Raw genomic sequence first — 26,478 nt, forward strand, 5'->3', positions numbered from 1 at the left:
GAACGCAATATCCGATATTTTTCAAAACCTTAGGCTTCATCATCTTCGACAAAGGACTTAAGCCGCATCAGGGCAGATTCCCAACGTCCCGCCACCTGATCAAGATAGGCGCGCGCCTCGGCCAGTTGTTCCGGGCAAAAGGCATATTGGCTTTCGCGCCCGACCCGATGGTTCTGCACAAGACCTGCCGCCTCAAGCACGCGCAGATGCTTGGTCACGGCCTGGCGGGTCATATCGGCATCATCAGATAACACCGAGATCGAGCGCGGCTTGCCATCGGCCAGACGATCAAAGATCGCCAACCGTGTGGGATCACCCAAAGCGGCAAACATGACGGATAAATCCTTGTCATATTTGCCATTGTCCGAATTATTTTCAGCTTTCGACATGTTTCTTGATGTTTTCAAGCTGGAAGCCCCAGCCGTTTGTATTGGCCCGCAACGCATCAGCAATGCGATGGGGTGGTAGATTATCAAATCCGGTTTCGCGCACCTTTACCGATGTCGTGCCGGACGTTTCTTCAAGCCAGAATTCGACAAGGGTTTCGGGTTCCCCACTGTAATCGACTTCGGGGTCAACCGCATAGGGATGCCATGTATAGGCGAAGTAGGCTGGTTCCTCCATCGCCTTGATCGTTGAATTCCACGGCACATGGGTGAAACCATCAATGGTGAACATGCCCTTGGACACCTCACCCACCGCAAACGGGCCCTCGATATTGATCCCGAACCAGACGCCGAATTCCTTGGAATCGGTCAGGGCCTTCCACACGCGGGAACGGGATGCTTTGATTTCAATCGACTTCTCTATGGTATTTGACATAACGCAACCTCCTGGTTGCATTTAATCTGCCAGAAGATTTCCTATTATGCAACTAAAAAGTTGCGCATTTGATTTGAGCCCAAGAAACACAAACGCCCGGCTGTTGCCAGCCGGGCGGTGCGTGCTCCCGTCATCCTTGGGTCAATGCCGCGTTAATGTAACCGGCAAAGCCCGTGCAGCTATCCTTATATCCCCATATCAGGATGCTGCGGATTGGCGGAGCCCCCCTGTCTCGATGATGAAGTTTTTGACGTCTTCAAGGCCATCCATCGCCTTGAGATTGGTGAACAAGAACGGACGATCGCCGCGCATTTTCTTGGCATCGCGATCCATCACGCCCAGATCAGCCCCAACCAGCGGTGCCAGATCGGTTTTGTTGATCACCAGAAGGTCAGAACGGGTAATGCCCGGGCCACCCTTGCGCGGGATTTTGTCGCCTGCCGAAACGTCAATGACGTAAATCGTAATGTCGGCCAGCTCCGGCGAGAAGGTGGCCGACAGGTTGTCGCCGCCCGATTCAATAAAGATTGCCTCAAGCCCGGCATGCTTGGCCGCCATGTCTTCGACCGCTGCCAGATTGATCGACGCATCTTCGCGAATGGCCGTATGCGGGCAGCCACCGGTTTCTACACCGGCAATGCGGTCTGCGGCCAGTGCACCCGAACGGGTCATGAATTCGGCGTCTTCGCGGGTATAGATATCGTTTGTGATGGCGGCGATGTTGAACTCATCGCGCATCGCCTTGCACAGGCGTTCCAAAAGGGCGGTCTTGCCCGAACCAACCGGGCCACCAATTCCGATACGAAGGGGAGAGCTCATGATCTAAATAGCCTCGTATATTGGGTTTCGTGTTTCATCGACGTCCAGTCGACCATCGGTGCCGCGGCACCAAGATCGGAAAGTTCAGCCTGCATGGCGTGATCAACAGCAACCGATACTGCACCATCAAGCGATGACAGCGATCTGACACCATCGGTCTGGCCCAGCGGCACCAGACGTACTGCACTGGACACAAGGTTTGCCGCCATCGCATGCAAATACGCCGTCAGCGCATCACGGAGCGGCACATCAAACTGAGCCGCCGCAATGCCCACCGCCACCGGATAGGATGGCAAACGGTCATCTTCGCGTATGGCATTGGCCCAGCGGGTTATCATCCCATCCCCCCAGACCTTTTGCATGGTCGAGACAAAGGCACGTCCCTGCGCGGTTGCCTCCAACGCCATCTCGGACGTGCCGCGCCAACAATCGGCCTCGACCCCGATTTCAAACAGGGCCGCTTCATCGCCGGCACGCGCCGCCCGCCATGCGGCACAAAACAGCACCGCATCAATCCGCCCGGCCCCGAATTCCAGAACCCCTTCGACCCAGTTGATCAGGCTATCAGCCGACGTCACCCGGCCATCTTCGACGGCATATTCGACGCCATGCGAATAGGTATAGGCACCCACCGGGAATGACGGGCTTAGCCACGTCATCAACCGCATCAGGCCTGCCGGGTTAAGGGTCAGGTCATCCGTGGTCATGGGAATGCCCGTGGTGATGGCTGTGCTTGTGATCATGTCCGTGATCATGTTCATGATCATCATGGTCGAAATGATCGTTGCCATGGCTGTGACCATGCGCGCCGCCAAGCCCGTGATAGGCGCCATTCAGCGGATCAAACGGTGCGATTTCGTTTTCCACCACACCGCCAAGGCCCGTGATCATGTCGCGCATCACATGGTCATCAATGATGCGCAAACGCCCGTCATTCAAAACCTGAACCGGGGTGTGCCGGTTGCCAATATGCCAGGCCAGTTTGGCGGTTGCAATCGGACCAGCCGCCGTGATGGTCAGGACCGGCTCATCCGCCGCACGCACGACAATCACCCCGCCATCGGCCAGGCGCAACCGATCCCCGTCCGCCAATCGCACCGCATGTGGCAGATCCAGCAGGAATGGCTCCCCCGCATCATCATGCAGACGAATACGGCGGCGATGCCGATCGGAAAAGGCCAGGGTTACCGTGCCGCGCACTTCGGATGTGTCGGCACGATCAACCGGGATATGTTCAATGGCATGACGCATGGTGTTCTCAGCCACCGATCAGAACAGGAAGTAACGCTGCGCCATCGGCACAACATCGACCGGCTGACAGGTCAGAAGCTCACCATCTGCCGTCACCTGATAGGTTTCCGGATCAACTTCCATCACCGGCAACGCATCATTCAGCTTCATGTCCTTCTTGCCGATATTGCGCGTATTCGACACCGCCAGAAGTTCCTTCGACAGACCGAATTCGGCGGCAATACCCGCATCAATGCCGGCTTGCGATACGAACGAGAAGCTCGATTTCGCAAGCGCATTGCCATAGGCGCCGAACATCGGGCGGTAATGGACCGGCTGCGGTGTCGGGATCGATGCGTTCGGATCGCCCATTGCGGCGGCGGCAATCATGCCCGCCTTGATCACCATGTCGGGCTTGGTGCCAAAGAACATCGGCTTCCAAACCACAAGGTCGGCAATCTTGCCAACTTCGATGGACCCGACATGCGCCCCAATCCCCTGCGCAATCGCCGGGTTGATGGTGTATTTTGCAACGTAGCGCTTGGCACGGAAGTTATCGTTGCCCTTGCCTGAATCCTCGGGCAACGCACCGCGCTGCTTTTTCATCTTGTCAGCGGTCTGCCATGTGCGGGTGATGACTTCACCAACGCGGCCCATCGCCTGACTGTCTGACGAGATGATCGAAAACGCGCCAAGATCATGCAGGATATCCTCGGCCGCGATGGTTTCACGACGGATACGGCTTTCGGCAAAGGCGACGTCTTCGGGGATTTTCGGATCAAGGTGATGGCAAACCATCAACATGTCCAGATGCTCGTCAATCGTATTGACCGTGAACGGTCGGGTCGGGTTGGTCGAACTCGGCAATACGTTGGCTTCGCCGCACAGCTTGATGATGTCTGGCGCATGGCCGCCACCGGCACCTTCGGTGTGGAAGGTGTGAATGGTCCGGCCCTTGAACGATGCACGGGTGTGCTCGACAAAGCCGCTTTCATTCAATGTATCGGTATGGATCATGACCTGGACGTCAAGGTCATCAGCCACGGACAGGCAGGTATCAATTGCCGCCGGGGTCGTGCCCCAGTCTTCATGAAGCTTCAGGCCGCATGCACCCGCCTTGACCTGTTCGATCAGCGATCCGGGCAGGGTCGCATTGCCCTTGCCAAAGAAACCGATATTCATAGGAATGCCGTCGGCCGCCTGCAACATCCGGGCAATGTGCCACGGACCCGGCGTACAGGTGGTGGCGTTCGTGCCCGCCGCCGGGCCGGTGCCACCGCCCAGCATGCTGGTCACGCCGGAATAAAGCGCGTCTTCAACCTGTTGCGGGCAGATCCAGTGAATATGGGCATCAATACCGCCAGCGGTGATGATGTTACCTTCACCAGCGATGATCTCGGTACCCGGACCGATGATGATATCGACACCGGGCTGCACATCCGGGTTCCCGGCCTTGCCGATCCCGGCGATGCGGCCATCGCGAATGCCGATATCGGCCTTGATGATGCCGGTGTAATCAAGGATCAGCGCATTGGTGATCACGGTATCAACCGCACCATCAGCACGCGTTGCCTGTGACTGGCCCATGCCATCACGGATCACCTTGCCGCCACCGAATTTGACTTCCTCGCCAAGGGTGGTGAAGTCTTTTTCGACCTCGATGATCAGGTCGGTGTCGGCCAGTCGCACCTTGTCACCGACGGTCGGGCCAAACATGGCCGCATAGGACGGACGATCAATTTCATAAGCCATTTATTCCATCCCCCCGCTTAAAGCTTGCCGTTGATTTTGGCGTTAAAGCCATAGACCGTGCCGGTTCCGGCATATTTCACCAGATTGACTTCGCGCGACTGGCCCGGCTCAAAACGAACAGCGGTCCCAGCCGGGATATCAAGGCGGAAGCCACGGGCGGCTTCGCGGTCAAAATCAAGGCCCGGATTGGTTTCATAGAAATGATAGTGCGACCCCACCTGCACCGGGCGGTCCCCGGTATTGGCAACGGTGATGGTTTTGGTTTCACGCCCCTCGTTCAGGATGAGGCTGCCTTCCTTGGTAATGATTTCACCTGGAATCATAACGCGCTCCTCTTTCCTTAACGGATCGGTTCATGAACGGTCACAAGCTTCGTCCCGTCCGGGAAGGTGGCTTCGACCTGAATTTCGTGGATCATTTCGGCAATGCCATCCATTACCTGATCGCGCGTGATCACGGTTGCACCGTCGCGCATCAGATCGGCAACAGATTTGCCATCGCGCGCCCCTTCAACGACATAGTCGGTGATGATCGCGATCGCTTCGGGGTAATTAAGCCTCACCCCCCGTGCAAGGCGATTGCGCGCCACCATGGCGGCGACCGAAACCAGCAGTTTGTCCTTTTCGCGTGGCGTCAGATTCATGCCTGCCTACTCCTTGGCTTCATTTATTAAATCTCCCACAAACGCGGCAAGCGTGCGGGAAGCCCCCTTGTTTGATGGCGGAATGATTTCCACCACGCGCCGTAAACCCGGCGCAATTTCATCGGATCGCGCGCCATGAAACGGGCAATCACAATCCCCTTCATCGCGGTCGCAGCACACAACACATCGCGCGCATCAAGCCCGTCAGTTGCCTGCGCCAGACAGTCGCGCGCGGCCTCCAGCTGATCTTCCGCGCCCTGCCCGACCAGAATGGCTGTCGCATTGGCGCGTGCACCGTCAAAGGCCGCCGCATGATCAAGCATGCGCAACACATCGCCTTCCAGATGCAGCGCATCGCGCCAAATCGGACGTCCCTCAATCGAGACATCCCATGCCTCGCGCGCGAGCCCCGTGGTAAACACTTCACCGCGGGCAAGGCGGCCAAACACCATCATCTCACCGGCCATGACCATGCCGCTGCCAGATACGCGCACGGTCGTTTTGCGTTTCAGGCGGGCCTGATCAAACAGGATGCTTTCATGCGGTAACCATTCAAGCCAGCCACCATCGGCGACATCCAGATCCACCGACATTTCGCAATCCGGTCCGACCGACCGGTAAATCTTTTCAGCGGCCTGCGCGGTAAAGAGGGCGGATGCGCCCGCCTCCACCTTGCCGGCAAAGGCCAGCTTATCGCCACCGACCATGCCGCCCGATGTGGTCACCAGAACGGCTGTCGCCAAATCCCCCGCCACTGGGCGCGGAAACAGGATTTTCATCGGGTCACGGTAATAAAGATGATCAAGGGCTGCATGCCCGCCCTGATGCGCTGCGCCTGTGCCCTGACGAAACGTCACCTCTGCCCGGCCATCGGTAATGATGCGGGCGGGTGTTACTGGCGTTTCCATCTCCGCATTCGGAATTGCGGATGTTGTCGGTTCAAGTTTGCGAAGCTGCACAAAGTCACCTGATTAATGCGGCCCACTTATGGAGCCTTAATACCAAGGGTCCTCACAGCAAGATGCGGGCCAACCGCCAATACCCCGCCGATAGAGGGAGTTTGTCGGTGTATGGCCCGATTGACAGCATCTAGTTTGCGCAAAATTTTGGCAAATGCCGATCAAACAGTCAGATAGGCGCGGACTTTTTCACGATCGAGCGTTTCCTTCGCACCTGAAAGAACAACCTCGCCGCGTTCAAGCACGACAATCTCGTCGGCCAGTTCATGGGCGAATTCAAAGTACTGCTCGACCAGCAAGATCGCCATATCACCGCGGTCGGCCAGCTGTTTGATGACGCGCTGAATGTCCTTGATGATCGATGGCTGAATGCCCTCGGTCGGTTCATCCAGCACCAGCAACCGTGGTCGGGTGACAAGTGCGCGCCCGATGGCCAACTGCTGTTGCTGCCCCCCCGAAAGATCCCCACCGCGACGCCCCAGCATGTCACGCAGCACCGGGAACAGTTCGAAAATCTCATCCGGGATATGGCGCAGGGCACGCGGCAAGGCGGCAAAGCCGGTCTCAAGGTTTTCCTTCACGGTCAGAAGCGGGAAAATCTCGCGCCCCTGCGGGACAATCGCGATGCCATTGGCTGAGCGCCGATAAGACGGATCGCGGGAGATATCCTTGCCTTCCCATTTGATGTTGCCTTCCGTTATCGGGTGCTGACCAACCACGGCCCGCATCAGGGATGTTTTACCAACCCCGTTACGGCCCAGAACCGCGGTAACCTTGCCGGTTTCAGCACTCAGCGACACCTTGCGCAACGCATGGGACGCGCCATAGAACAGATCAATATTGCTGACATCAAGCATGCTTAAATCCCCCTAGCGTCCCAGATAGACTTCAATGACCCGCGGGTCTTTCTGCACGTGATCAAGTCGCCCTTCGGCCAGAACCGATCCTTCGTGAAGCACGGTCACCTTGCAATCAAGGTCGCGGACGAATTCCATGTCATGCTCAACCACCACGACCGAGTATTCCTTGGAAATCGACCGTAAAAGTTTCGCCGTTTCCTCAGTCTCGGAATCGGTCATCCCGGCAACCGGCTCATCGACCAGAAGAAGTTCGGGCTCCTGCATCAACAGCATGCCGATTTCCAGCCACTGCTTCTGCCCGTGCGAAAGGTTGGCGGCCATCTCATCACGCTTGTCTTCAAGCATGATGGTGACCAGGGTCTTTTCGATCTTGATCTTTTCCGCATCAGAAAGGCGATGGAACAGGGCCTGAAACACGCCGCGCCCGCCCGAACACGCCAGAAGCAGGTTGTCGAACACCGTATGACTTTCAAACACCGTCGGCTTCTGGAACTTGCGGCCGATGCCCAGATTGGCAATCTCGGCCTCGTCCAGCTTGGTCAGATCAATCTCGCTTTTAAATAGGACATCACCGGTATCAGGCCGCGTTTTGCCGGTGATGATATCCATCATGGTTGTCTTGCCCGCCCCGTTCGGGCCGATGATGGCGCGAAGTTCACCCGGCTCGACATAAAATGACAGGTTGTTGAGTGCGCGGAACCCGTCAAAGGTCACCGACACACCGTCGACATAAAGGATGGTTTCCGACTGCGCGGATTTGACCTGTTCCTCGTCCGAGGCATTCTTTTGAATGGCGGCTGCTTCGCTCATGCCTTGCCTCCTTCATTTGCGCGTCGTTTACGCCAGGTCGTGAACAATGATTGCCGATCTGCCGAACCAAAGGCTGGCACCGCCCCGATCACTCCTTTTGGCAGGAACAGGGTCACCGCAATGAACAGCCCACCCAGGAAGAACAGCCAGAAGTCCGGCATCGCCCCGGTAAAGAAGGTCTTGGCATAGTTGACGATAAACGCACCAAGCACCGCCCCATAAAGCGTGCCACGCCCGCCAACTGCGACCCAGATAACGATTTCAATTGAAAGGGCCGGGGCAAACTCGCCCGGATTGATGATCCCGACTTGCGGCACATAAAGCGCACCGGCGATCCCGGCCATGACGGCCGAAACGGTAAAGACGAACAGCTTGTAATATTCAACTCGGTAGCCTGTGAAACGCACGCGGCTTTCGGCATCGCGAATGGCAATCAGCACCTTGCCCAGACGTGACTGGGTAATGCCACGCGCCACCGTGTAGCAAATGCCAAGAAACACACATGACGCGACAAACAAGCCAGCCCTTGTGCCATCCGATTGTAACGAATAGCCCAGCAAATCCTTGAAATCGGTCAGGCCGTTATTACCGCCAAAGCCCATATCGTTGCGGAAGAAAGCCAGCAGCAACGCATAGGTCATCGCCTGCGTAATGATCGAAAGATACACACCCGTCACACGTGAGCGGAAGGCAAGGAAACCAAACACGAAGGCCAGAAGCCCCGGCACAAACATCGCCATGACGATGGCAAACCAGAACATGTCAAAGCCATGCCAGTACCATGGCAATTCCTGCCAGTTCAGGAAGACCATGAAGTCGGGCAGGATCGGATCACCATAAACACCGCGATCGCCGATCTGACGCATCAGATACATGCCCATGGCATACCCGCCGAGCGCAAAGAACGCCCCGTGGCCAAGTGACAAAATCCCGCAGAACCCCCAGATCAGATCGACACTGAGTGCGAGCAGCGCATAGCAAAGATACTTGCCAAGCAGGCTGACCATCCAGGTTGGCACATGAAAAGCGGAGCTTTCGGGCAACAACAAATTGCTTGCCGGCACCAGAATGGCGGCCGCAATCAAAATACCCAAAAGGATCATCCCGCCGCGGTCTTTCAACAGCCAGCCAATAACCGGCGTCATTTGGTATTTTTGACGATAATCGGTCATGGATCAGGCCTCCACCGCGCGACCCTTAAGGGCAAACAGCCCCTTGGGTCGTTTCTGGATAAACAGGATCAGCGCAATCAGGACAAAGATCTTGGCGAGAACCGCACCTGCCATCGGCTCAAGGAACTTGTTCACAATGCCAAGGCTAAACGCGCCCAGTACCGTGCCCCAAAGGTTCCCGACCCCGCCAAACACGACGACCATGAAACTGTCGATAATGTAAGTCTGGCCAAGGTTCGGGCTGACGTTTGAAATCTGGCTGAGCGCGACACCAGCGATGCCTGCAATTCCCGACCCCAAACCAAAGGTCAGCGCATCAACATAACCGGTGCGAATACCCACCGATCCGGCCATACGCCGGTTCTGGGTAACGGCACGCATCTGCAAACCAAACGCGGTATAGCGCAGCACGGCGGCAATACCGGCGACCACGATGATACTAAACAAAATGATCCACAGCCGGTTATAGGTCAGAACCAGACCGGTCGAAAATTCAATCGCGCCACTCATGAAATCAGGTGCGGTAACCTGCTGGTTGGTCGCCCCGAAAATCGTTCGGATCGCCTGCTGCAAGACAAGGCTGACACCCCATGTCGCAAGCAGGGTTTCAAGCGGCCGACCATAGAGAAAACGGATCACGGATCGTTCGATCACAACCCCGACCGCCCCCGCGACAAGGAAGGCTGCTGGCACTGAAATCACCAATGACCATGCCGACCCGGATGGCAGGATGGACCCAAGCGCCTGCTGCACCATAAAGGTGGTATAGGCACCGATCATGATCATTTCGCCATGCGCCATATTAATCACGCCCATCACGCCAAAGGTGATGGCAAGACCAACCGCCGCCAGCAACAAAACCGACCCCAGACTGATACCGCGATAGACATCCCCGATCGTCTGCCAGGTCGACAGGCGCCCCTCGACGGATTCAAGCGCATCCTGGGCGGCGGCAACCACTTCGGGCTCGTAACCTTCTGCCTCGGCACTGGCGACAAATTGCGACAGCACCGCACGGATTTGCGGCGTGGTTTCACTGGCCAGAACATCAATCGCGCTTAGGCGTTCTTCGGTGGTTTCACCGGCGGCCAGTGCCATGGTGGCCTGCGCCAGTTCCATCCGTGCCAGAAGTGTTTCATCCTCTTCGCGGTCAATCGCGCGCAGAAGCAATGGCAACATCGCCGGATCACGGGCATCCATGATCTGTTCGACCGCAGCACTTCGGATATTGAGATCCGGGCTAAACAGGTTCAGCGTCGCCAACGCGTCGCGCAGCGCACCCCGCAGGCGGTTGTTGATCTTGATCTTGGAGAGTTCCTTGGATGAACTTTCACCGACTTCTTCGCCGCTGACGATGTCGATATGGGTAAAGACCTTGCCCTTTTTGGTGGCGATGACGACATGCTCGTCGCTGTCGCGAACATAAAGGTCACCATCAAGCATGGCCTTAAGGATCGGGGCAACACGCGGATCACCGTCCGCCGCCATTTCTTCGATCACCGCGACCTTCTTGGTCGCACTTTTATCATTTAACTGTTCGGCGATGTTTCGCAGTTCTTCGTCGCTAAATGCCTGTGCGCTATTGGGTGTTGCGATCACAAGCAGGGCCAGACACGCAATCACGGCACCCAGTCGAAGGGCGACGTCACGCGTTTTGGCCAATGAGAACGGAGAACGGCGCAGCACTGAAAACATGTCATTGCGCATGATCACCAAACCTTTGAATTCAATATGGAAAATTGGATAAAGAAAACGCGGGCAGCAAACGGATGCCGGTTGCGTTGAAAATGAACAGGCCGGTCGCGTTGCCACGACCGGCCCATCCGAAACCAACTTAGTACATCGGTTTTTCACAGTTGCCGCAGACCCACGGATAGGTCCAGTCGGCGGTCAGCTTTGCGCTTTCCGGCAGGAAGTCCGACCATGCATCGCCAACGACGGTGCCTTCGGTTTCCCAAACGATGTCAAACTGGCCATCATCCTGGACTTCGCCGATCAGAACCGGCTTGGACAGGTGATGGTTGGTGTTCATGACAGCGGTACCGCCGGTCAGGTTTGCAACTTCCTGGCCATACATTGCCTGACGAACTGCATCAACATCGGTGGTGCCAGCCTGCTCGACAGCCTGTTTCCACATGTTAAAGCCGATATAGGTTGCTTCCATCGGGTCATTGGTTACGCGCGACTCATCACCGATGAAGGCGTGCCATTTTTCGATGAAGGCCGTGTTGGCATCGGACTCAACCGACTGGAAGTAGTTCCAGGCAGCAAGGTGACCAACCAGCGGCGCTGTATCGATACCAGCCAGTTCTTCTTCACCAACCGAGAAGGCAACAACCGGAATGTCTTCGGCTTTGATGCCCTGGTTTGCCAGTTCCTTGTAGAACGGAACGTTCGCGTCACCGTTAATGGTCGAAACCACGGCAGTTTTCTTGCCAGCAGATGCGAATGCTTTCACGTCAGCAACGATCGACTGCCAGTCAGAATGACCGAACGGGGTGTAGTTCTCCATGATGTCTTCATCGGAGATACCCTTGCCGTTCAGGTAAGAACGCAGGATCTTGTTGGTGGTACGCGGATAAACATAGTCGGTACCCAGAAGAACGATACGCTCGGCAGAGCCGCCATCTTCGCTCATCAGGTAATCAACAGCCGGAATGGCCTGCTGGTTCGGAGCTGCACCGGTATAGAACACGTTGCGCGAGCTTTCCTCACCTTCGTACTGAACCGGATAGAACAGCATGCTGTTCAGTTCTTCAAAGACCGGCAGAACCGATTTACGCGAAACCGACGTCCAGCAACCAAAGACAACGGCAACCTGTTCCTGTTCGATCAGTTCGCGGGCTTTTTCAGCAAACAGCGGCCAGTCAGAAGCCGGGTCAACAACAACGGCTTCGACTTGTTTGCCAAGCAGACCACCATTCTTGTTCAGGTCATCAACCAGCATCAGAACAGTGTCCTTCAGCGTGGTTTCGGAAATCGCCATCGTCCCGGAAAGAGAGTGCAGCACACCAACTTTGATGGTTTCTGCTGCTTGTGCGGCTGACATTGCCATTGCAGACACTGCCATGGCCCCGGCGCCGATGAGCGCCTGAAGCTTCTTATTCATTTATAGCCTCCACTGAGTTTTTATTGCACCGCCGTTGCACTTGCTAAAACCGTGCCAGACTCAGAGGCCATATCGAATAAAATCGCGAATCGAGGGATTCTCACGCAATAAGAAACCATTTTACAGCTATTTCGGGGAAAATATTTGCGTAAGCCGTGTTTTGAATGACTATTTTTCAATCATTGATTACATTTTGATTAATTTTTGATCATGTTGACGCCAGGGTTTTCACAGCCTATCTGGAGCGCGGAAGTTTCGCCTGCGCTGAGCTTATTGCACCACAATCTGCCCTGTGTCGGCCAGCTTCCCGCCCCGTCGGGAGACCGGCGGGGCGTTTCGATTTCTGGCTGTATTTGCCCGGGATTACTCGGCCGCCTGCAGTTCACGGTCCGGCGCGATCGCGTTAATTGCTGCGCGGATTTGATCCCGCAACCAGATCAGACCAACATCCTTGTCCGTCCACACAGCCCAGTTCATCCTCACCGGCGGAAACGCCACATCAATCGGCATCGGGCAATAAGACAAGCCGAATAACGGCGCATATTGGTTGGCAATACGACACGGCACAGTGGCAATCACGGCACTGTTTCGGGCCGCAGCCAGAAGCGGCATGAAATCAGGTGCCGCCAGAACAACATCAAGTTCGATGCCCATCCCTTGAAGCGCGACACCAACACACCCCGCGACATTCTCTGTCTGGGACAGAACCGCATGCCGCGATGCCAGATATTGCGCACGCGACATCGGCAGCGGCAAATCCAGAATCTCGGGATTAAAACAACAGGCGACTTCCGAGTTGAACAGAACCTCGCCGAAATGACCTGTGTCGAGCTGGCTTTTGCAGCCAATCGCCAGATCGATCTCGCCGCCATTGATCATTCCATCAACGGTTTCAGATGTGATGGTACGGCTCAAAATCTTGATGCCCGGTGCCTGTCGCTGCAAATGCTGCATCAAAACCGGCAGCAAAATCATGTCCATTTCACCGGTCACGCCCAAGCGGAAAACACGTTGGGCGGTTTGCGGATCAAAAGAATCCGTCGCATGAAGGGCGTTCTGTGCCTGCGAAAGGGCGGTGCGCACCGGCCCGGCCAGCGCACGGGTTTTGCTGTCGGCTGCATTTTCTGACCGACACGCACAAACAGATCATCGGCCAGCAACATGCGCAAGGTATTGAGATTGTGGCTCATTGCCGACTGCCCGATGCGCAGTTTCTCGGCCGCCTTGGTCACGCTCATTTCCTGCATCATGGCGTCAAACGCAATCATCAGGTTGAGGTCGAACGACCGTAAATTGAAATGATCAATATTATCCATGACTGGTATCGAATTGATTACTGACTGATCGCACTATAGCCTTTCCCCATCAGCTTACAACCCGCCGGCTCACACCGGCATGATTTGAGGGAAAAGAAAAATGCTATCACGTCGTGATTTGCTCAAAAGCACGCTTGCCGCCGGTGCCGTTGGCGCGATTGGCAGCACCGTCTTTGTGCCACTGGCCGCAAAGGCAAAGGCACCGCTGGTTGGCACACAGGCACCGGGCTATTACCGGGTCATGGTCGGCGATGTCGAAGTCACCGCCCTTTCTGATGGTGCGGCCCAGTTCCCGATCGCCGATCTTTACGTGAACACCACGCCCGAACAGGCCCGCCTGGCCCTTGCCAATGCGTTTCAGGGAACCCCAACCTATCTTTCGGTCAATGCCTATTTGCTGAATTTCGGGGATCGTCTTGTGTTGCTCGATGCGGGCACCAGCGATCTGATGGGACCGGCACTTGGCAAACTTCCGGCCAACATGATTGCCTCGGGCTACCACCCTGATCAGGTTGATGATGTCGTGATTACCCACATTCATCCCGACCATACTGGCGGCCTGACACTGGCTGGCAACAAGGTCTTTGCCAATGCCACCGTGCATGTTCCAGAGGCAGATGCCGCGTTCTGGCTCAGTGCCGAAAACAAGGCGACCGCGCCTGAAGACGCCAAGGCGTTCTTTGATCAGGCGGTTGCGGCCCTGACCCCCTATATCGATAGCGGCAAGCTTGCCAAATACGCACCCGATGCCCCGGCCATCGAAGGCATGGTCAACACCACTTTCCGCCCCGGCCACACGCCGGGCCACAGCGCGCTTTGGATCGAAAGCAAGGGCGAGAAGTTTGTTTACTGGGGCGACATTACCCATGGCGACGTCGTTCAGTTTGACGATCCGAATATTGCCATCGCCTTTGACGGCGACACCAACATGGCAATCAAATCACGCGAAGCGGCCTTTGCCGAAGCAGTACAGGAAAAATACCTGGTTGCCGGCTGCCACGTCGCCTTCCCGGGATTTGGTCATGTGCGCGAAGATGCCACGATGTATGACTGGGTACCGATGAACTATCGCGCTGACATTTAGGTTGGAATTGATCCCCCATCCCCGCCGACCTTAAAACAATCCGTCAACGCAAAAGAGCGGTCGTGCATTACGACCGCTCTTTCCTTTGGATATCGTCCCTGTCTGCCTATTCCGGCATGCCTGCCCGGATCCACTGACCAAGCTGCGCACGCTCCTCGTCGGTCATTTCCGTCATATTGCCAAGCGGCATGGCCCGGCCAATAACCGCCTGTGCGAGAACACGCTGCGCATTGGCTTCGATCTGGGCCAGATCATCAAACATCACACCTGCCGGGGCTTCGTCAAAGCCCTCATCACTCGGGTTGGCCGAATGGCAGGTCGAACAGCGGGTCTGAACGATGGCCAAGGCATGATTGGCGGTAATCACGTCTTCATCGGCACGCTTGACCGCATTCGGATCATAAGATGCAAACATCGCAAGGATCGCCATCCCCACCGCAGCCGACGGAAGCTGCCAAGCAATCGCCTTGCCGGTGCCGCCAGCATTGCGCGTGTTAAAGAAATGGCGCACCAACCCACCGATGATCAGGATCAGACCGACAATCAGCCAGGACTGATCATGGGAAAACAGCATCGAATAGTGGTTGCTGATCATCATCAGCAACACCGGAAGCGTCAGGTAGTTGTTGTGCGTTGAACGCTGCTTGGCCTGCAGTCCCAGTTTCGGATCAGGCTTTTCCCCAGCCACCAGGCTGGCGACGACCTTTTTCTGGTTCGGGATGATAATGCGAAACACGTTGGCGGCCATGATCGTGCCAATCATCGCACCGACATGAATAAACGCCCCGCGCCCGCTGAACACATGGGTAAACAGATAGCTTGCGGCCATGATCAGGATGAACAGTGCAACCGCCAGCGTATCGGTGCGTTTGCCAATCGCACTTTTGCATATGATGTCATAGATCACCCAACCGGCAAACAGGCTGCCAAGCCCAATCAGGATCGCATCCATTTTGGTTAGCGCCAGAACGCTTGGATCGATCAGATAGCTTTCGGCACTCCAGTAATACATGGTGACCAAAAGCGCAAAGCCGGTAATCCAGGTGAAATAGGCCTCGTATTTGAACCAGTGCAGTTCGGGCGGCATGGAACTGGGGGCGACCATCCATTTGTTCACATGATAGAAGCCACCACCATGCACCATCCAGGCCTCGCCATAGACGCCCTCATCCATGCCCGGACGCTTGCGCAGGGACAAATCCAGCCACACGAAATAGAACGAAGACCCGATCCAGGCGATGCCCGTAATCAAATGCGCCCAGCGCAGGATCAGATTGATCCAGTCCTGAAACAGAATATCCACGATGCTTGAAACCTCCGTCTCGCCTGTGCGCGGTTTCCGGCGCGCTGGCAGCCCTGCCTTGATGATGCCCCGGGACGCATGAATGGCTCTGATGGCAGCATTTTGCCCGGGTTTAATTCAGTCGATCTGTAACACAGTCCCCCGACCGCCTCTATTATTTAGGGGTTGAGCATAATCGAAATGACTTTCAAAATAATCTTTAAAATGGCAGAGTGTGGCCGCTAATCTGCACATATAATGAGTTAAAGCGCCCACCAGAAATCAAGAAACCGCCCTCAGACATCAGGAGCTTCCCGCGCCATGTCCGACTTTGAGGACATCCAGATTTTTGTCCGTGTTGCCGAACTTGGCAACCTTTCTGCTGCCGGGCGTGAATTGCGCCATTCGGCGGCTGTGGTGTCAAACCGGATTGCCCGCCTTGAAGAACGGCTTGGGGTGCGTTTGCTGAACCGCACAACGCGCCGGGTCAACCTGACGACCGAGGGGGATGTCTATTACCGGCACTGCCTGCGCATTCTTTCGGAAATGCAGGAAGCCGAAAACGCCATCGCCAACCAGAAAAATACCACCCGCGGCCCGGTCACGCTGACCTGCCCGGTGGCATTCGGCAACAAGTTCGTCGCCCCGATCATTCCGAAATTCGTTGAACAGAACCCGGATGTGCAAATCCGCCTGCATCTGTCGGATCGGTTGCTGGATCTGTTACAAGACAAGGTCGATCTTGCCATCCGCATTGCCGAGCTTAAGGAAAGCTCGCTGATTGTCCGCAAGCTTGCCACCAACAAACGCATGCTGGTCGCAAGCCCGGATTATCTCAAAAAGAACGGCGCGCCCAAGGTGCCCGCCGACCTTTTGAACCACAATTGCCTGCTGCTGCGCTTCCCGGGATCGCAGCAATATCAATGGACCCTGCAAGGACCAAATGATGAACCGCCGGTCACGCTGGCTGTCGCCGGCTCGATGGATTCCGATAACAGCGAAGTCCTGACCCGCTGGTGCCTTGACGGGCATGGCATTTCGTTGAAATCGAACTGGGAAGTGGATGAATATCTGCGCGACGGACGCCTTCAACGCGTCCTGCCTGATTACCAGCCCCCATCACATGCGGTCTATACGCTCTATCCGGAAAACCGTTATCTGCCGACGCGCGTCCGCGCCTTTGTCGATTTTCTGGTGGCGGAATTTGGCGGCACGCCGCCTTGGGAACGTTAAACAAATAGAACGCTAACCAAAAAAACGCCCCGAACAAATGCCGGGGCGTTTTTGTATTCGACCTGGGCTGGCCTAGTTTTTGGCAAGCGCCAGATACCCGCTCAGAACCGCAGCAACGTTTTGCCCAATCACATCATGGGCATAGCCGCCTTCCATGGTGAACATGGTTTTAAGCCCCATCCGCCCGATCATTTGCCCGATCCGGTTGAAATCATCGGTCTGGAGTTTGAAGTCGCAAATCGGTTCGGCCTCGTGGGCATCAACACCAAGGGCCACCACCAGCGCATCGGCCTGCCAGGTCAGAAGTTTCTGCATCGCCTTGGCAAAGCCAGCCCCCCAGCCCGCGAAATCACTGCCACCCGGCAGCGGAATATTCAGGTTGGCTCCCTGCCCGTCATTGCGCCCGGTTTCATTGGCATAACCCATGAAGAACGGGAACTGATGGGTTGGATCGGCATGGATTGAAATCGTCAAAACGTCGCCACGTTCATAGAAAATATCCTGCGCACCGTTGCCATGATGGTAGTCGATATCAAGGATCGCGACCTTTTTCGCCCCCTTGGAAATCATGTGCTGGGCGGCGATGGCGGCATTGTTCAAGAAGCAATATCCACCATAACGGTTGGCATGGGCATGATGCCCCGGCGGACGGGTCAGGGCAAAGGAAGCTTCGCCTTCGCTCCATGTTGCTTCGGCTGCCGATATGACGGTCTGCGCGCCCCAATAGGCTGCCTTCCAGGTCCCTTGGGTGAGCGGTGTATCAGATGAAATGGCGTACTGACCAAGACGCGCGCTGATATGTTCGGGCTTGCCGCCAGAAAAACCGCCCGTCGGCCAGACATAAGGAAAGGCGTCACCGCTTTTCCCCGCCTTGGTCCATTCGCTCCAGGCGTTTTCCAGAAAATCAATATAATCCGGCTCATGTATCGCGCGGATCGGGCCGATCCCATGATCGGTCGGATCCACCAGCTGCGCCTTGATCGCGTGGGCGACGGCATCGCGAATGATCGGAATACGCCGGGCATTCTCGAAACATGGCACCATGCGTCCGTGATGCATTTCGCCTGCCCCGTCATGGGCATCGTGGCGCGAATTGAAGAAAACCCGCATGGCACCGCTCTCCTGATTGAAAATCCTGACCGGGTACCATCATGACGCCCGACACATCCTGTTGCACGCAGAAAGCGGCTATTTCTTGGCGGTATAAAGCAGCTTTTCGATGGTATCGAGGAACACCCCCAACTGATTGCGCAGGCTTTCCGACTGATCGGCAAGACGACTGGCCATGTCGCGTGTGGTATCGGCAGCTTCCCCGGTACGCCCGGCCATATCGGAAACCACGGTGATATTGTCGGTAACTTCCTGTGCGCCGCTTGATGCCTGTTCGACATTGCGCGTGATGTTGGTCGACAGGTTCGCCTGAGTTTCGACATTGCCCGAAATCGTATCCGAACGTGCCGCCAGATCATCGATCACGCCTGCGATCTCGCGGATCGAACCGACGGACTGTTCAATCGCGGTTTGAATGTCCTGAACCTTTTCCTCGATGCTTTCGGTTGCCTTGCTGGTCTGGTTGGCAAGTCCCTTGACCTCGTTGGCAACAACGGCAAAGCCCTTGCCGGCTTCACCGGCACGGGCGGCCTCGATGGTGGCATTCAATGCCAGAAGGTTGGTCTGGGCGGCAATGTCGCGGATAAAGCTGACCACTTCAACGATCTCGCCAGCCGCCGCTTCCAGCTGTCCGATACGACCATCGGTTTCCTGGGCAAGGCCGTTGGCGCGGTTTGCAATTTCAACCGATTCACGTGCCTGTTCGGACACATTGCGGATTGCCTCGTTCAGCTCCTCGGACGCGGCCGAAAGTTCGCTGACATTGGCCGCTGTCTGGCGGGCCGCAGCGGCAACGTTGGTCGAACGTGAACTGGTTTCGTGCGCGATGGAATTGGCATCGCCGGATGCCTCGGAAAGGGCGGACGCGGCATTGGCAATGTCATCAACCGCGGCAAAGGAACCGCTTTTGAATTCATCAAGAATGTCAGCAAACCCGGACAGTTTCTTTTCGATGGAGGCACTTGCGGCATTAATCCGCTTGGCCGAAGACAGGTAATCCCCGACCAGCCCGGTTTCGACGATGCGTCGGTAATAACGGTTTTCGGAAACCGCCCCCATGGATGCCGCACTTTCGCGCAGGAACGCATCATTGCGGTCAATCAGCCGGTTGATCGCAATAAACAGTTCGCGCATGTCAGGATGACTGTCGACATTGGTAATGCGGGCTTCGTAATCACCGTCCGCTGCGGCCAGAACCACATCCAGTGCCTTTTTGATACCCGATTTTGAACCACCGAACAGAGACATTAGAACCTCAAACCTTGCATTTTCGGGAACCGCTTTGCGATCCTCTAGAGACTTTGGATAAACTCGTCGTATGACATGCCCATATCAGAAAGCTTCTGTGACAAGGCCTCGGATGCGGCATTCATGCCGTCCTTGCGATTGGGCAGACTGTCCTCGATCTTGCGGAGTTCCGCATAGAGAGGAATGATCGTTTCGCTCAGAACCTTTGGATCTGGCACCCGGCGGTTGGAATGGTATCCAATCACCTTGTGACTGGCATCAAAGGTCGGCGTCACATGGGCATAGACCCAATAATGATCCCCGTTGCTGGCCATATTCACGACATAGGCAAAAATCTCGTGACCGGATGAAATCCGGTCCCACATAAGCTTGAAAACGCTGCGCGGCATATCCGGATGTCGGATCAGCGCATGCGGCTTCCCCAAAACCTCACCTTCCGAATAATCAGAAAGGCGCAAAAACACCTCATTGGCGTAGGTAATATGCCCTTTGAGATCCGTCTTGCTGACGATCAACTCGTCCGGTTTGAAATGACGTTCCCGCCCAGAAGGCTGAATGCCTGAAGGCTTTTCACTCACCTTTAAGACCCCGATACTTTATTTTTATTTCCAAACATGCCCGCAATTTCGGGCTGCGGGCAGGATGAATTACTCGATTATCATGTGAAAATGATCGTGCGAAGCTAAATATTATTTTTCCACACGTTTCATTCTCAATACCTAACACAGTAATCTGGAATTATTATTGGATAAAGTATTATCCGATTAGTAGATATTCAACCTGCGCTTGCCATTTTTCTTTCTGCGCCAATCACGGATTTCCACTATCGGCAATCCATGTGACATGCGCGAAACGCGACACAATCACATTCATGAATTAAGCAACTTTGTAACGATTTCATGTATCATCGTTGCAAACGGGAACCGTCAGGGACACACCGATGTCGAAAGATCTTCGGAATTTTCCATATCGTGTCGTTATTCACGAGAAACATTCCGCCCAAGCTGTGCTGGACTGGCTCGACATCAATGTCATGAGCAAGAACTGGACGATGGGCATTCGGAATATCGAACTCCCGCGCGGCGACCAGAATGCCCCGATTGTCGATATGGTGATCTATTTCAGTCGCCGTGAAGATATGGAACGCTTCCGCGACAAGTGGGCCGGTAAAACCCGCGAACACAAGGTCAAGCTGCATGGCTGGCGCGCAGCACTCTATGCCTTGCGGCATCCAAAAACCGAAATGATCGCCTATGAAAAGTCAGACGAACCAAGCCCGATCGGTCCCAAGAAGCCAACCTGACAAACCGTCATAAGAAAAGCCCCGCGCAAGCTAATGCACGGGGCTTCGTCATTGAACCGATCCGGATGGATCGGAAATCCGACTTATTTCGGCAGTTCGGCATCGATGCCTTTGATGTACCAGTCCATGCCAAGCAGCATGCCGTCATCAGCAATTTCGCCTTCTGCAACGCGCAGTTCCCCTGCCTGATCATAGATCGGGCCAGTGAACGGGTGGAATTCACCCGAAGCAATCTTGGCAGCGGTTTCTTCTGCCAGTGCTTTCACGTCGTCAGGCATGTTGGTGTACGGTGCCATTTCGACCATACCGGTATCAATGCCACCCCAGGTGTCTTTGGATTCCCAGGTGCCATCGGCAACGGCCTTGGCGCGGGCAACATAGTAGCTGTCCCAGTTATCAACGATCGCGGTCAGCTGTGCCTTCGGTGCGAACTTGATCATGTCAGACGCCTGACCGAAACCAAGAACGCCACGGTTTTCAGCAACCTGAAGCGGTGCCGGGCTGTCGGTGTGCTGAACCATGATGTCTGCACCCTGGTCGATCAGGGCCTTGGCAGCATCGCCTTCCTTGCCCGGATCATACCAGGTGTTGGCCCAAACGATTTTGACCTGCACGTCCGGGTTAACCGACCATGCGCCCATCATGAAGGAGTTGATACCACGGACAACTTCCGGGATCGGGAAGGAGCCGACATAACCAACGATGTTCGACTTGGTCATTTTACCGGCGATCACACCAGCAACATAACGGCCTTCATAGAAACGTGCGGCATAGGTCGACAAGTTGTCGGCACGCTTGTAACCGGTTGCATGTTCGAATTTCACATTCGGGAACCGCTTGGCAACTTTTTCGGTCGGGTTCATATAACCGAACGAGGTGGTGAAGATCAGGTTGTGGCCAGTCTGGGCCAGCTGAGTGATCACGCGTTCAGCATCGGCACCTTCCGGCACGCTTTCGACAAACGTGGTCGAAGCAGCATCGCCGAGTTCAGCTTCGATGGCCTGACGGCCAATGTCATGACGATAAGACCAGCCATGGTCACCAATCGGGCCGACATAGACAAAACCGGCCTTAACGTCTTCGGCCTGGGCTGCACCCATGCCGGTTGCGAGGGCACCAACAGCCGCAACGGCGGCAAGTGTGCGCTTCACGAGGCTTGCATTCATAGTTTCAGTCTCCCTGTTAGACACTCAATCAGGATTTATACGTAATTCCTGATCGCAATCAATGACGCGTTCCTGCACAAACCAAATCTCAGACAAACCGGCCAAGCCGTGACCGGCTTGTGTGAGGTTTGGCAAGTACAGTCTTCCTCCCGTCGTCGGGCCGAAACATCATTTAACGTGTTCCGGTCCCGCTGTTAAGGCCACCGAAACCCTATTGGGCGGCCCTGAACGCCTGACCGATACAGGCCGGCGCATTCAGTCTGATTTTCGCACGGTCGCTTGAAATAATCACCAGCACGATCACAGTCGCCAGATACGGCAACATCGACATGAACTGGCTTGGCACATGAATGCCAGCCCCCTGCGCATGCAACTGCATTACCGAAATCAGGCCAAACATATAGGCCCCGGCAACCAGCCGCCCCGGACGCCACGTGGCAAACACCACCAGCGCCAGCGCGATCCAGCCACGACCGGCCGTCATGTTTTCTGCCCACATCGGCGTGTATGAAAGCGACAGATACGCGCCACCAAGGCCTGCCATCGCCCCGCCAAACATGGTGGCAAGATAGCGGATCTTGATCACGGAATAGCCAATCGCATGCGCCGAATGATGGGAATCCCCAACGGCCTTAAGAATGAGACCCGCACGTGATTTGACAAGAAACCACCAAATCCCGATCACAGCCGCAATTGACAGATAAACCAGAAAGTCCTGCCCAAACAGGATCGGGCCAATGATCGGAATGGCACTGATGCCCGGGATCGAAAGGGCTGGCAGCGGATCAATCGCAAAGCCGACAAAGCCCGATCCGACAAGGGCTGAAAAGCCAACCCCGAAGATCGTGAGCGCAAGCCCCGTCGCCACCTGATTGGCCATCAGGGTGAGTGTCAGGAATGCAAAGATCAGCGACATCAATGTGCCCGCCACAACAGCGGCCAGAATGCCGAGCACAGCCGACCCACTGGAAGCGGTCACCGCAAAACCGGTAATCGCCCCAACCAGCATCATGCCCTCGACACCAAGGTTAAGCACACCGGATTTCTCGGTAATCAGCTCACCCGATGCCGCCAGCAAAAGCGGCGTGGAGGCGGTGATTACTGTCAGGGTAAAGGGAACAATCCATTCCATTATGCGGTTCTCCCTTTTGCCGCGATGGAGCCGAAACGAATGCGGTATTTGGTCAAAACGTCACTGGCCAGCAGGAAGAACAGCAAGATGCCCTGGAACAGCCCGGTCACAGCATTGGGCAGGCCGAGTGTAATCTGCGCCAGTTCGCCACCCAAATAGGTCAGCGCCATGATCAAGCCGCCAAACAGAATGCCGACTGGATGCAAACGCCCAAGGAAGGCCACGATGATCGCGGTAAAGCCATAGCCGGGCGAGATGGATGGCTGTAGCTGCCCGATGGGGCCGGAAACCTCAAACAAACCGGCCAGACCGGCCAGCGCACCACCCAGAAGAAGAGTAAACCAGACCATACGTTTTTGACGGAACCCGACATGGCGGGCGGCCTGTGGGGCCTTGCCGACAACACGTAGCTGGAACCCGATCACCGATTTTGACAGCAACAACCAACCGGCAATCACGACAAACACCGCAACGGCCGTACCAAGATGCACACGCGATCCTTCAAAGATGATCGGAAGCAAACCGGCATCCGGGAACGGGCGTGATTCCGGGAAGTTGAACCCTTCCGGGTTCCGCCACGGACCATGCACCAGGAAGCTTAGAAACAGCGTTGCGACATAGGTCAGCATCAGGCTGGTCAGAATTTCGTTGGCATTGAACTTTGTCCGCAGCAACGCCGGGATCGCCCCCCAAAACGCACCGCCCAGCGCGCCCAGCACAAACATGGCTGGCATCAAAAGGATGCTTTCGCTGTCATGGAAATAAAGCGCCAGACCACCGCCGAAAATCGCCCCCATGGTCAACTGGCCTTCGGCCCCGATGTTCCAGACATTGGCCCGGAAGCCCATGGCAAGACCGACCGCAATGATGACAAGCGGGGTCGCCTTCACAAACAGCTCGGAAATGCCATAGCTGTTATTGATCGGCAGAATGAAGAACGTATAAAGCGCGTCAAACGGGTTCTTGCCCATAAAGGCAAAGATGATCCCGCCGACGACAAGCGTCATAAGGATTGCCAGAACCGGCGACAGATAAACCATCGCCTGTGAATGCTGGCGACGGGGTTCAAGCCTGACCAACGCGACCTCCCTCTACTTGCGTGTTGTTCGCCGGGGTCGCGTTGCCTTCAAGATCATGAAGTCCCCCCATCAACAGACCGATTTCCTCGATGCTGACATCGGCCATCGGACGCGGTTTGGACATTTTGCCCTCCGCCATCACAACCACCGAGTCACAGATGGCATAAATCTCGTCCAGGTCCTGCGAAATCACCAGAACCGCCGTACCCTTTGCCGCCAGATCCAGCAATGCCTGATGAATGGCACTGGCCGCCCCGGCATCCACACCCCAGGTCGGCTGGGAAATCACCAGAACACCCGGGTCCTGCAAAATCTCGCGCCCGACGATAAATTTCTGAAGGTTGCCACCCGAAAGCGATCCGGCCTCTGCCCCGGAACCAGTGGTGCGCACATCAAAAGTCTTGATGATGTTATCGGCAAACGACTTGGTTGGAACTTCGCGGATCAGACCGCGTGCCGAAAGCGCCATGCGCCGGAATGCGGTCAAAAACCCGTTTTCCGACAGGCTCATGTCCGGCACAGCCCCATGACCGTTGCGTTCTTCGGGAACAAAAGTCGCGCCCAGTCGACGACGGCGGCGCGGGCCGAAATGTGCAACCGATTTGCCATCGATCTTGATGCTGTCCGGGGCCGCTTGTTGTTCGGTTTCCCCGGCAAGGGCGCGGAACAATTCGTTCTGACCGTTCCCGGCAACCCCGGCAACACCCATGATTTCGCCACCGCGCACCTCAAGATTAATCCCCTTAAGGTCGGTACCGAACTGCTCATCACTTTCAAGCGACAGATTGGAAACCGCAAGCCGCACATCACCAAATTCGCGGGATTTTCCCCGGTCCGGCGCGGTCAGTTTCTGGCCGATCATCATTTCGGCCATCGATTTTGCGGTTTCTTCGCGCGGGTCACAGCCGCCAACAACCTTGCCGCCGCGCAGCACAGTTGCCTTCTGGCACAGGGCCTTCACTTCATGCAGCTTGTGGCTGATATAAAGGATCGCACAGCCTTCATCGGCCAAACGACGCAACGTCTCAAACAGCTTTTCGACTTCTTGCGGCGTCAGGACCGAGGTCGGCTCGTCCAGGATCAGAAGTTTGGGATTCTGCAACAGACAACGCACGATCTCGATGCGCTGACGCTCCCCAACCGACAGCGTGTAAACATGACGGTCCGGATCAAGCGGCAGGCCATAGGTCTTTTCGACCTCAAGCACCTGCTTGCGCAGCGCATCCATATCGCGCACGTCATTCATCGCAAGTGCGATGTTTTCAAGCACCGTCATGGTTTCAAACAGCGAGAAATGCTGGAACACCAAGCCGATCCCCATTTCGCGCGCATCATGCGGGCTTGCGATCGTCACCGGCTTGCCTTCCCAGATCAGCTCGCCCTCGTCGGCCTGCAGCACGCCATAGATGATTTTGACAAGCGTACTTTTGCCCGCGCCGTTTTCACCCAAAAGCGCATGGATTTCACCAGGCTCGATACGGAAACTGATATCGTCATTGGCCAGACAGCCCGGAAAGGCTTTGGTCACGCCGCGCACTTCAAGCTGCGCTGGCCCTGCCCCCTTCACGGTATTTGCCCCGGCTTCACCGGTCGTTGACGTCACTGTTGCCACCCCCATTTAGCGATATGTCTTGCATCCAGCACGCGGTTTTACCGCATAACGCATTGCAGTCAAACGGTCTCAATATTCGATCTTGTCGGCTTTGGCATCCCAGGCGGCAAACACTTCGCGCGCTTCGGGCAAATCGACATGCACAATTGGCAATGAACGATCTTCGATCGGCTTTGCCACCTCATCATACAGAAACTGATCATCAAATCCGATGGCAGCAGCATCTTCGCGGCCATTGGCATAATAGATCTTGTCAAGACGGGCCCAATAGATCGCAGACAGGCACATCGGGCAAGGTTCGCAACTGGTATAGATTTCACAGCCCGACAGATTGAACGTGCCAAGCTTGGCACAGGCCGCGCGAATGGCGCTGACCTCGGCATGGGCCGTCGGGTCGTTCTGGGACGTCACATTGTTCCATCCTTCTGCAATCACTTCGCCATTGCGAACGATGATTGCCCCGAACGGACCACCGCATCCCTCATCCATCTTTTGCCGCGACAAATCCACGGCATGGCGCATATGGCCCTTGGCGTCACACACAGCCAAACTCTCCTCTACGAAACCTCTGGTCCGGTTGCCCGAACCGCCTGACAGGCCGTCATTGCGCGGCCCTTTATCATTAATATTGCCCTCAAAGAAGGCTTTAGGGTCCGGACCTACTAATTTGGTTCGAATGGTCGCTCAGATTTGTGCGGATACGCGAAGCAAAACCGCAGGAAGATATTTATCTTTCA

Annotated in this window: 28 protein-coding genes; 3 read left to right on the top strand and 25 right to left on the bottom strand. The window is 55.8% G+C overall.

What is annotated here, in order from left to right:
- Window positions 1-29 precede the first annotated feature (29 nt).
- The 16 genes from TH2_RS00445 to TH2_RS21675 form a co-directional block, all read right to left on the bottom strand.
- Window positions 30-389 carry an ArsR/SmtB family transcription factor gene (locus tag TH2_RS00445; protein WP_008888413.1) on the bottom strand — a complete coding sequence of 120 codons (360 nt, stop codon included), beginning with the start codon at window positions 387-389 and terminating at the stop codon, window positions 30-32.
- Window positions 376-822, bottom strand: a complete 447-nt coding sequence (locus TH2_RS00450) for an SRPBCC family protein (RefSeq protein WP_008888414.1) — start codon at window positions 820-822, stop codon at window positions 376-378. Before TH2_RS00450 ends, TH2_RS00445 begins: the two co-directional genes overlap by 14 nt.
- A gap of 198 nt (window positions 823-1,020) precedes the next feature.
- The gene (gene ureG / locus TH2_RS00455) at window positions 1,021-1,641 is read right to left on the bottom strand and encodes an urease accessory protein UreG (protein ID WP_008888415.1); all 621 of its coding nucleotides are present in this window, start codon (window positions 1,639-1,641) and stop codon (window positions 1,021-1,023) included.
- Window positions 1,638-2,432 carry an urease accessory protein UreF gene (locus tag TH2_RS00460; protein ID WP_238538632.1) on the bottom strand — a complete coding sequence of 265 codons (795 nt, stop codon included), beginning with the start codon at window positions 2,430-2,432 and terminating at the stop codon, window positions 1,638-1,640. Before TH2_RS00460 ends, ureG begins: the two co-directional genes overlap by 4 nt.
- The gene (locus tag TH2_RS00465; protein WP_008888417.1) at window positions 2,335-2,892 is read right to left on the bottom strand and encodes an urease accessory protein UreE; all 558 of its coding nucleotides are present in this window, start codon (window positions 2,890-2,892) and stop codon (window positions 2,335-2,337) included. The genes TH2_RS00460 and TH2_RS00465 overlap by 98 nt, the downstream gene beginning before the upstream one ends.
- 18 nt (window positions 2,893-2,910) lie before the next feature.
- A complete protein-coding gene (gene ureC / locus TH2_RS00470; RefSeq protein ID WP_008888418.1) occupies window positions 2,911-4,623 on the bottom strand; it encodes an urease subunit alpha in 1,713 nt (570 codons plus the stop codon).
- Window positions 4,624-4,640: 17 nt separating this feature from the next.
- Window positions 4,641-4,946, bottom strand: coding sequence for an urease subunit beta (locus TH2_RS00475; RefSeq protein ID WP_008888419.1), 306 nt, complete (start codon window positions 4,944-4,946; stop codon window positions 4,641-4,643).
- Between the two features lie 17 nt (window positions 4,947-4,963).
- Window positions 4,964-5,266: an urease subunit gamma gene (locus tag TH2_RS00480; protein WP_008888420.1), complete on the bottom strand. Its 303-nt coding sequence runs from the start codon at window positions 5,264-5,266 to the stop codon at window positions 4,964-4,966.
- Window positions 5,267-5,292: 26 nt separating this feature from the next.
- Complete coding sequence (locus TH2_RS00485) at window positions 5,293-6,225, bottom strand: urease accessory protein UreD (protein ID WP_008888421.1); 933 nt, start codon at window positions 6,223-6,225, stop codon at window positions 5,293-5,295.
- A 161-nt stretch (window positions 6,226-6,386) separates the two neighbouring features.
- Window positions 6,387-7,082: an urea ABC transporter ATP-binding subunit UrtE gene (gene urtE / locus TH2_RS00490; RefSeq protein ID WP_008888422.1), complete on the bottom strand. Its 696-nt coding sequence runs from the start codon at window positions 7,080-7,082 to the stop codon at window positions 6,387-6,389.
- 12 nt (window positions 7,083-7,094) lie between these two features.
- A complete protein-coding gene (urtD, locus tag TH2_RS00495; RefSeq protein WP_008888423.1) occupies window positions 7,095-7,895 on the bottom strand; it encodes an urea ABC transporter ATP-binding protein UrtD in 801 nt (266 codons plus the stop codon).
- The gene (gene urtC, locus TH2_RS00500) at window positions 7,892-9,067 is read right to left on the bottom strand and encodes an urea ABC transporter permease subunit UrtC (RefSeq protein ID WP_008888424.1); all 1,176 of its coding nucleotides are present in this window, start codon (window positions 9,065-9,067) and stop codon (window positions 7,892-7,894) included. Before urtC ends, urtD begins: the two co-directional genes overlap by 4 nt.
- A 3-nt stretch (window positions 9,068-9,070) precedes the next feature.
- Entirely contained in the window at window positions 9,071-10,774 is a 1,704-nt protein-coding gene (urtB, locus tag TH2_RS00505) for an urea ABC transporter permease subunit UrtB (protein WP_157193740.1), read from the bottom strand.
- Between the two features lie 127 nt (window positions 10,775-10,901).
- A complete protein-coding gene (urtA, locus tag TH2_RS00510) occupies window positions 10,902-12,176 on the bottom strand; it encodes an urea ABC transporter substrate-binding protein (protein WP_008888426.1) in 1,275 nt (424 codons plus the stop codon).
- A gap of 363 nt (window positions 12,177-12,539) precedes the next feature.
- Window positions 12,540-13,151: a LysR substrate-binding domain-containing protein gene (locus TH2_RS21670; RefSeq protein WP_238538633.1), complete on the bottom strand. Its 612-nt coding sequence runs from the start codon at window positions 13,149-13,151 to the stop codon at window positions 12,540-12,542.
- 14 nt (window positions 13,152-13,165) lie between these two features.
- Window positions 13,166-13,492 carry a LysR family transcriptional regulator gene (locus TH2_RS21675; protein ID WP_238538634.1) on the bottom strand — a complete coding sequence of 109 codons (327 nt, stop codon included), beginning with the start codon at window positions 13,490-13,492 and terminating at the stop codon, window positions 13,166-13,168.
- A 100-nt stretch (window positions 13,493-13,592) separates the two neighbouring features.
- On the opposite strand from TH2_RS21675, the gene TH2_RS00520 reads away from it, so the two are divergent.
- Complete coding sequence (locus TH2_RS00520; RefSeq protein ID WP_008888427.1) at window positions 13,593-14,576, top strand: MBL fold metallo-hydrolase; 984 nt, start codon at window positions 13,593-13,595, stop codon at window positions 14,574-14,576.
- A gap of 106 nt (window positions 14,577-14,682) precedes the next feature.
- Here TH2_RS00520 and TH2_RS00525 read toward each other — a convergent pair whose 3' ends face one another.
- Complete coding sequence (locus tag TH2_RS00525; RefSeq protein ID WP_008888428.1) at window positions 14,683-15,879, bottom strand: urate hydroxylase PuuD; 1,197 nt, start codon at window positions 15,877-15,879, stop codon at window positions 14,683-14,685.
- A 300-nt stretch (window positions 15,880-16,179) separates the two neighbouring features.
- Between TH2_RS00525 and TH2_RS00530 the strand changes: the two genes are divergently transcribed.
- The gene (locus tag TH2_RS00530) at window positions 16,180-17,091 is read left to right on the top strand and encodes a LysR family transcriptional regulator (RefSeq protein ID WP_008888429.1); all 912 of its coding nucleotides are present in this window, start codon (window positions 16,180-16,182) and stop codon (window positions 17,089-17,091) included.
- A gap of 72 nt (window positions 17,092-17,163) precedes the next feature.
- On the opposite strand, the gene TH2_RS00535 is transcribed toward TH2_RS00530, so the two are convergent.
- The 3 genes from TH2_RS00535 to TH2_RS00545 all read right to left on the bottom strand — a co-directional run bounded on the left by TH2_RS00535 (window position 17,164) and on the right by TH2_RS00545 (window position 20,027).
- Window positions 17,164-18,201, bottom strand: a complete 1,038-nt coding sequence (locus TH2_RS00535; RefSeq protein ID WP_008888430.1) for a histone deacetylase family protein — start codon at window positions 18,199-18,201, stop codon at window positions 17,164-17,166.
- A gap of 78 nt (window positions 18,202-18,279) precedes the next feature.
- The gene (locus tag TH2_RS00540; RefSeq protein ID WP_008888431.1) at window positions 18,280-19,449 is read right to left on the bottom strand and encodes a methyl-accepting chemotaxis protein; all 1,170 of its coding nucleotides are present in this window, start codon (window positions 19,447-19,449) and stop codon (window positions 18,280-18,282) included.
- A 44-nt stretch (window positions 19,450-19,493) separates the two neighbouring features.
- Window positions 19,494-20,027 carry a PAS domain-containing protein gene (locus TH2_RS00545; RefSeq protein WP_008888432.1) on the bottom strand — a complete coding sequence of 178 codons (534 nt, stop codon included), beginning with the start codon at window positions 20,025-20,027 and terminating at the stop codon, window positions 19,494-19,496.
- A gap of 362 nt (window positions 20,028-20,389) precedes the next feature.
- Between TH2_RS00545 and TH2_RS00550 the strand changes: the two genes are divergently transcribed.
- Window positions 20,390-20,752, top strand: a complete 363-nt coding sequence (locus TH2_RS00550) for a hypothetical protein (protein ID WP_008888433.1) — start codon at window positions 20,390-20,392, stop codon at window positions 20,750-20,752.
- A gap of 83 nt (window positions 20,753-20,835) precedes the next feature.
- On the opposite strand, the gene TH2_RS00555 is transcribed toward TH2_RS00550, so the two are convergent.
- From TH2_RS00555 to TH2_RS00575, 5 genes are all read right to left on the bottom strand, one after another.
- Complete coding sequence (locus TH2_RS00555; protein WP_238538635.1) at window positions 20,836-21,918, bottom strand: BMP family ABC transporter substrate-binding protein; 1,083 nt, start codon at window positions 21,916-21,918, stop codon at window positions 20,836-20,838.
- 211 nt (window positions 21,919-22,129) lie between these two features.
- Entirely contained in the window at window positions 22,130-23,050 is a 921-nt protein-coding gene (locus tag TH2_RS00560) for an ABC transporter permease (protein ID WP_008888435.1), read from the bottom strand.
- Window positions 23,050-24,129, bottom strand: coding sequence for an ABC transporter permease (locus TH2_RS00565; RefSeq protein ID WP_008888436.1), 1,080 nt, complete (start codon window positions 24,127-24,129; stop codon window positions 23,050-23,052). The genes TH2_RS00560 and TH2_RS00565 overlap by 1 nt, the downstream gene beginning before the upstream one ends.
- Window positions 24,116-25,747, bottom strand: coding sequence for an ABC transporter ATP-binding protein (locus tag TH2_RS00570; RefSeq protein WP_008888437.1), 1,632 nt, complete (start codon window positions 25,745-25,747; stop codon window positions 24,116-24,118). Before TH2_RS00570 ends, TH2_RS00565 begins: the two co-directional genes overlap by 14 nt.
- Before the next feature lie 63 nt (window positions 25,748-25,810).
- Window positions 25,811-26,284: a nucleoside deaminase gene (locus tag TH2_RS00575; RefSeq protein ID WP_008888438.1), complete on the bottom strand. Its 474-nt coding sequence runs from the start codon at window positions 26,282-26,284 to the stop codon at window positions 25,811-25,813.
- Window positions 26,285-26,478: the final 194 nt, after the last annotated feature.

Origin of the sequence: Thalassospira profundimaris WP0211 (assembly GCF_000300275.1) — a bacterium.
Lineage (GTDB): Bacteria > Pseudomonadota > Alphaproteobacteria > Rhodospirillales > Thalassospiraceae > Thalassospira > Thalassospira profundimaris.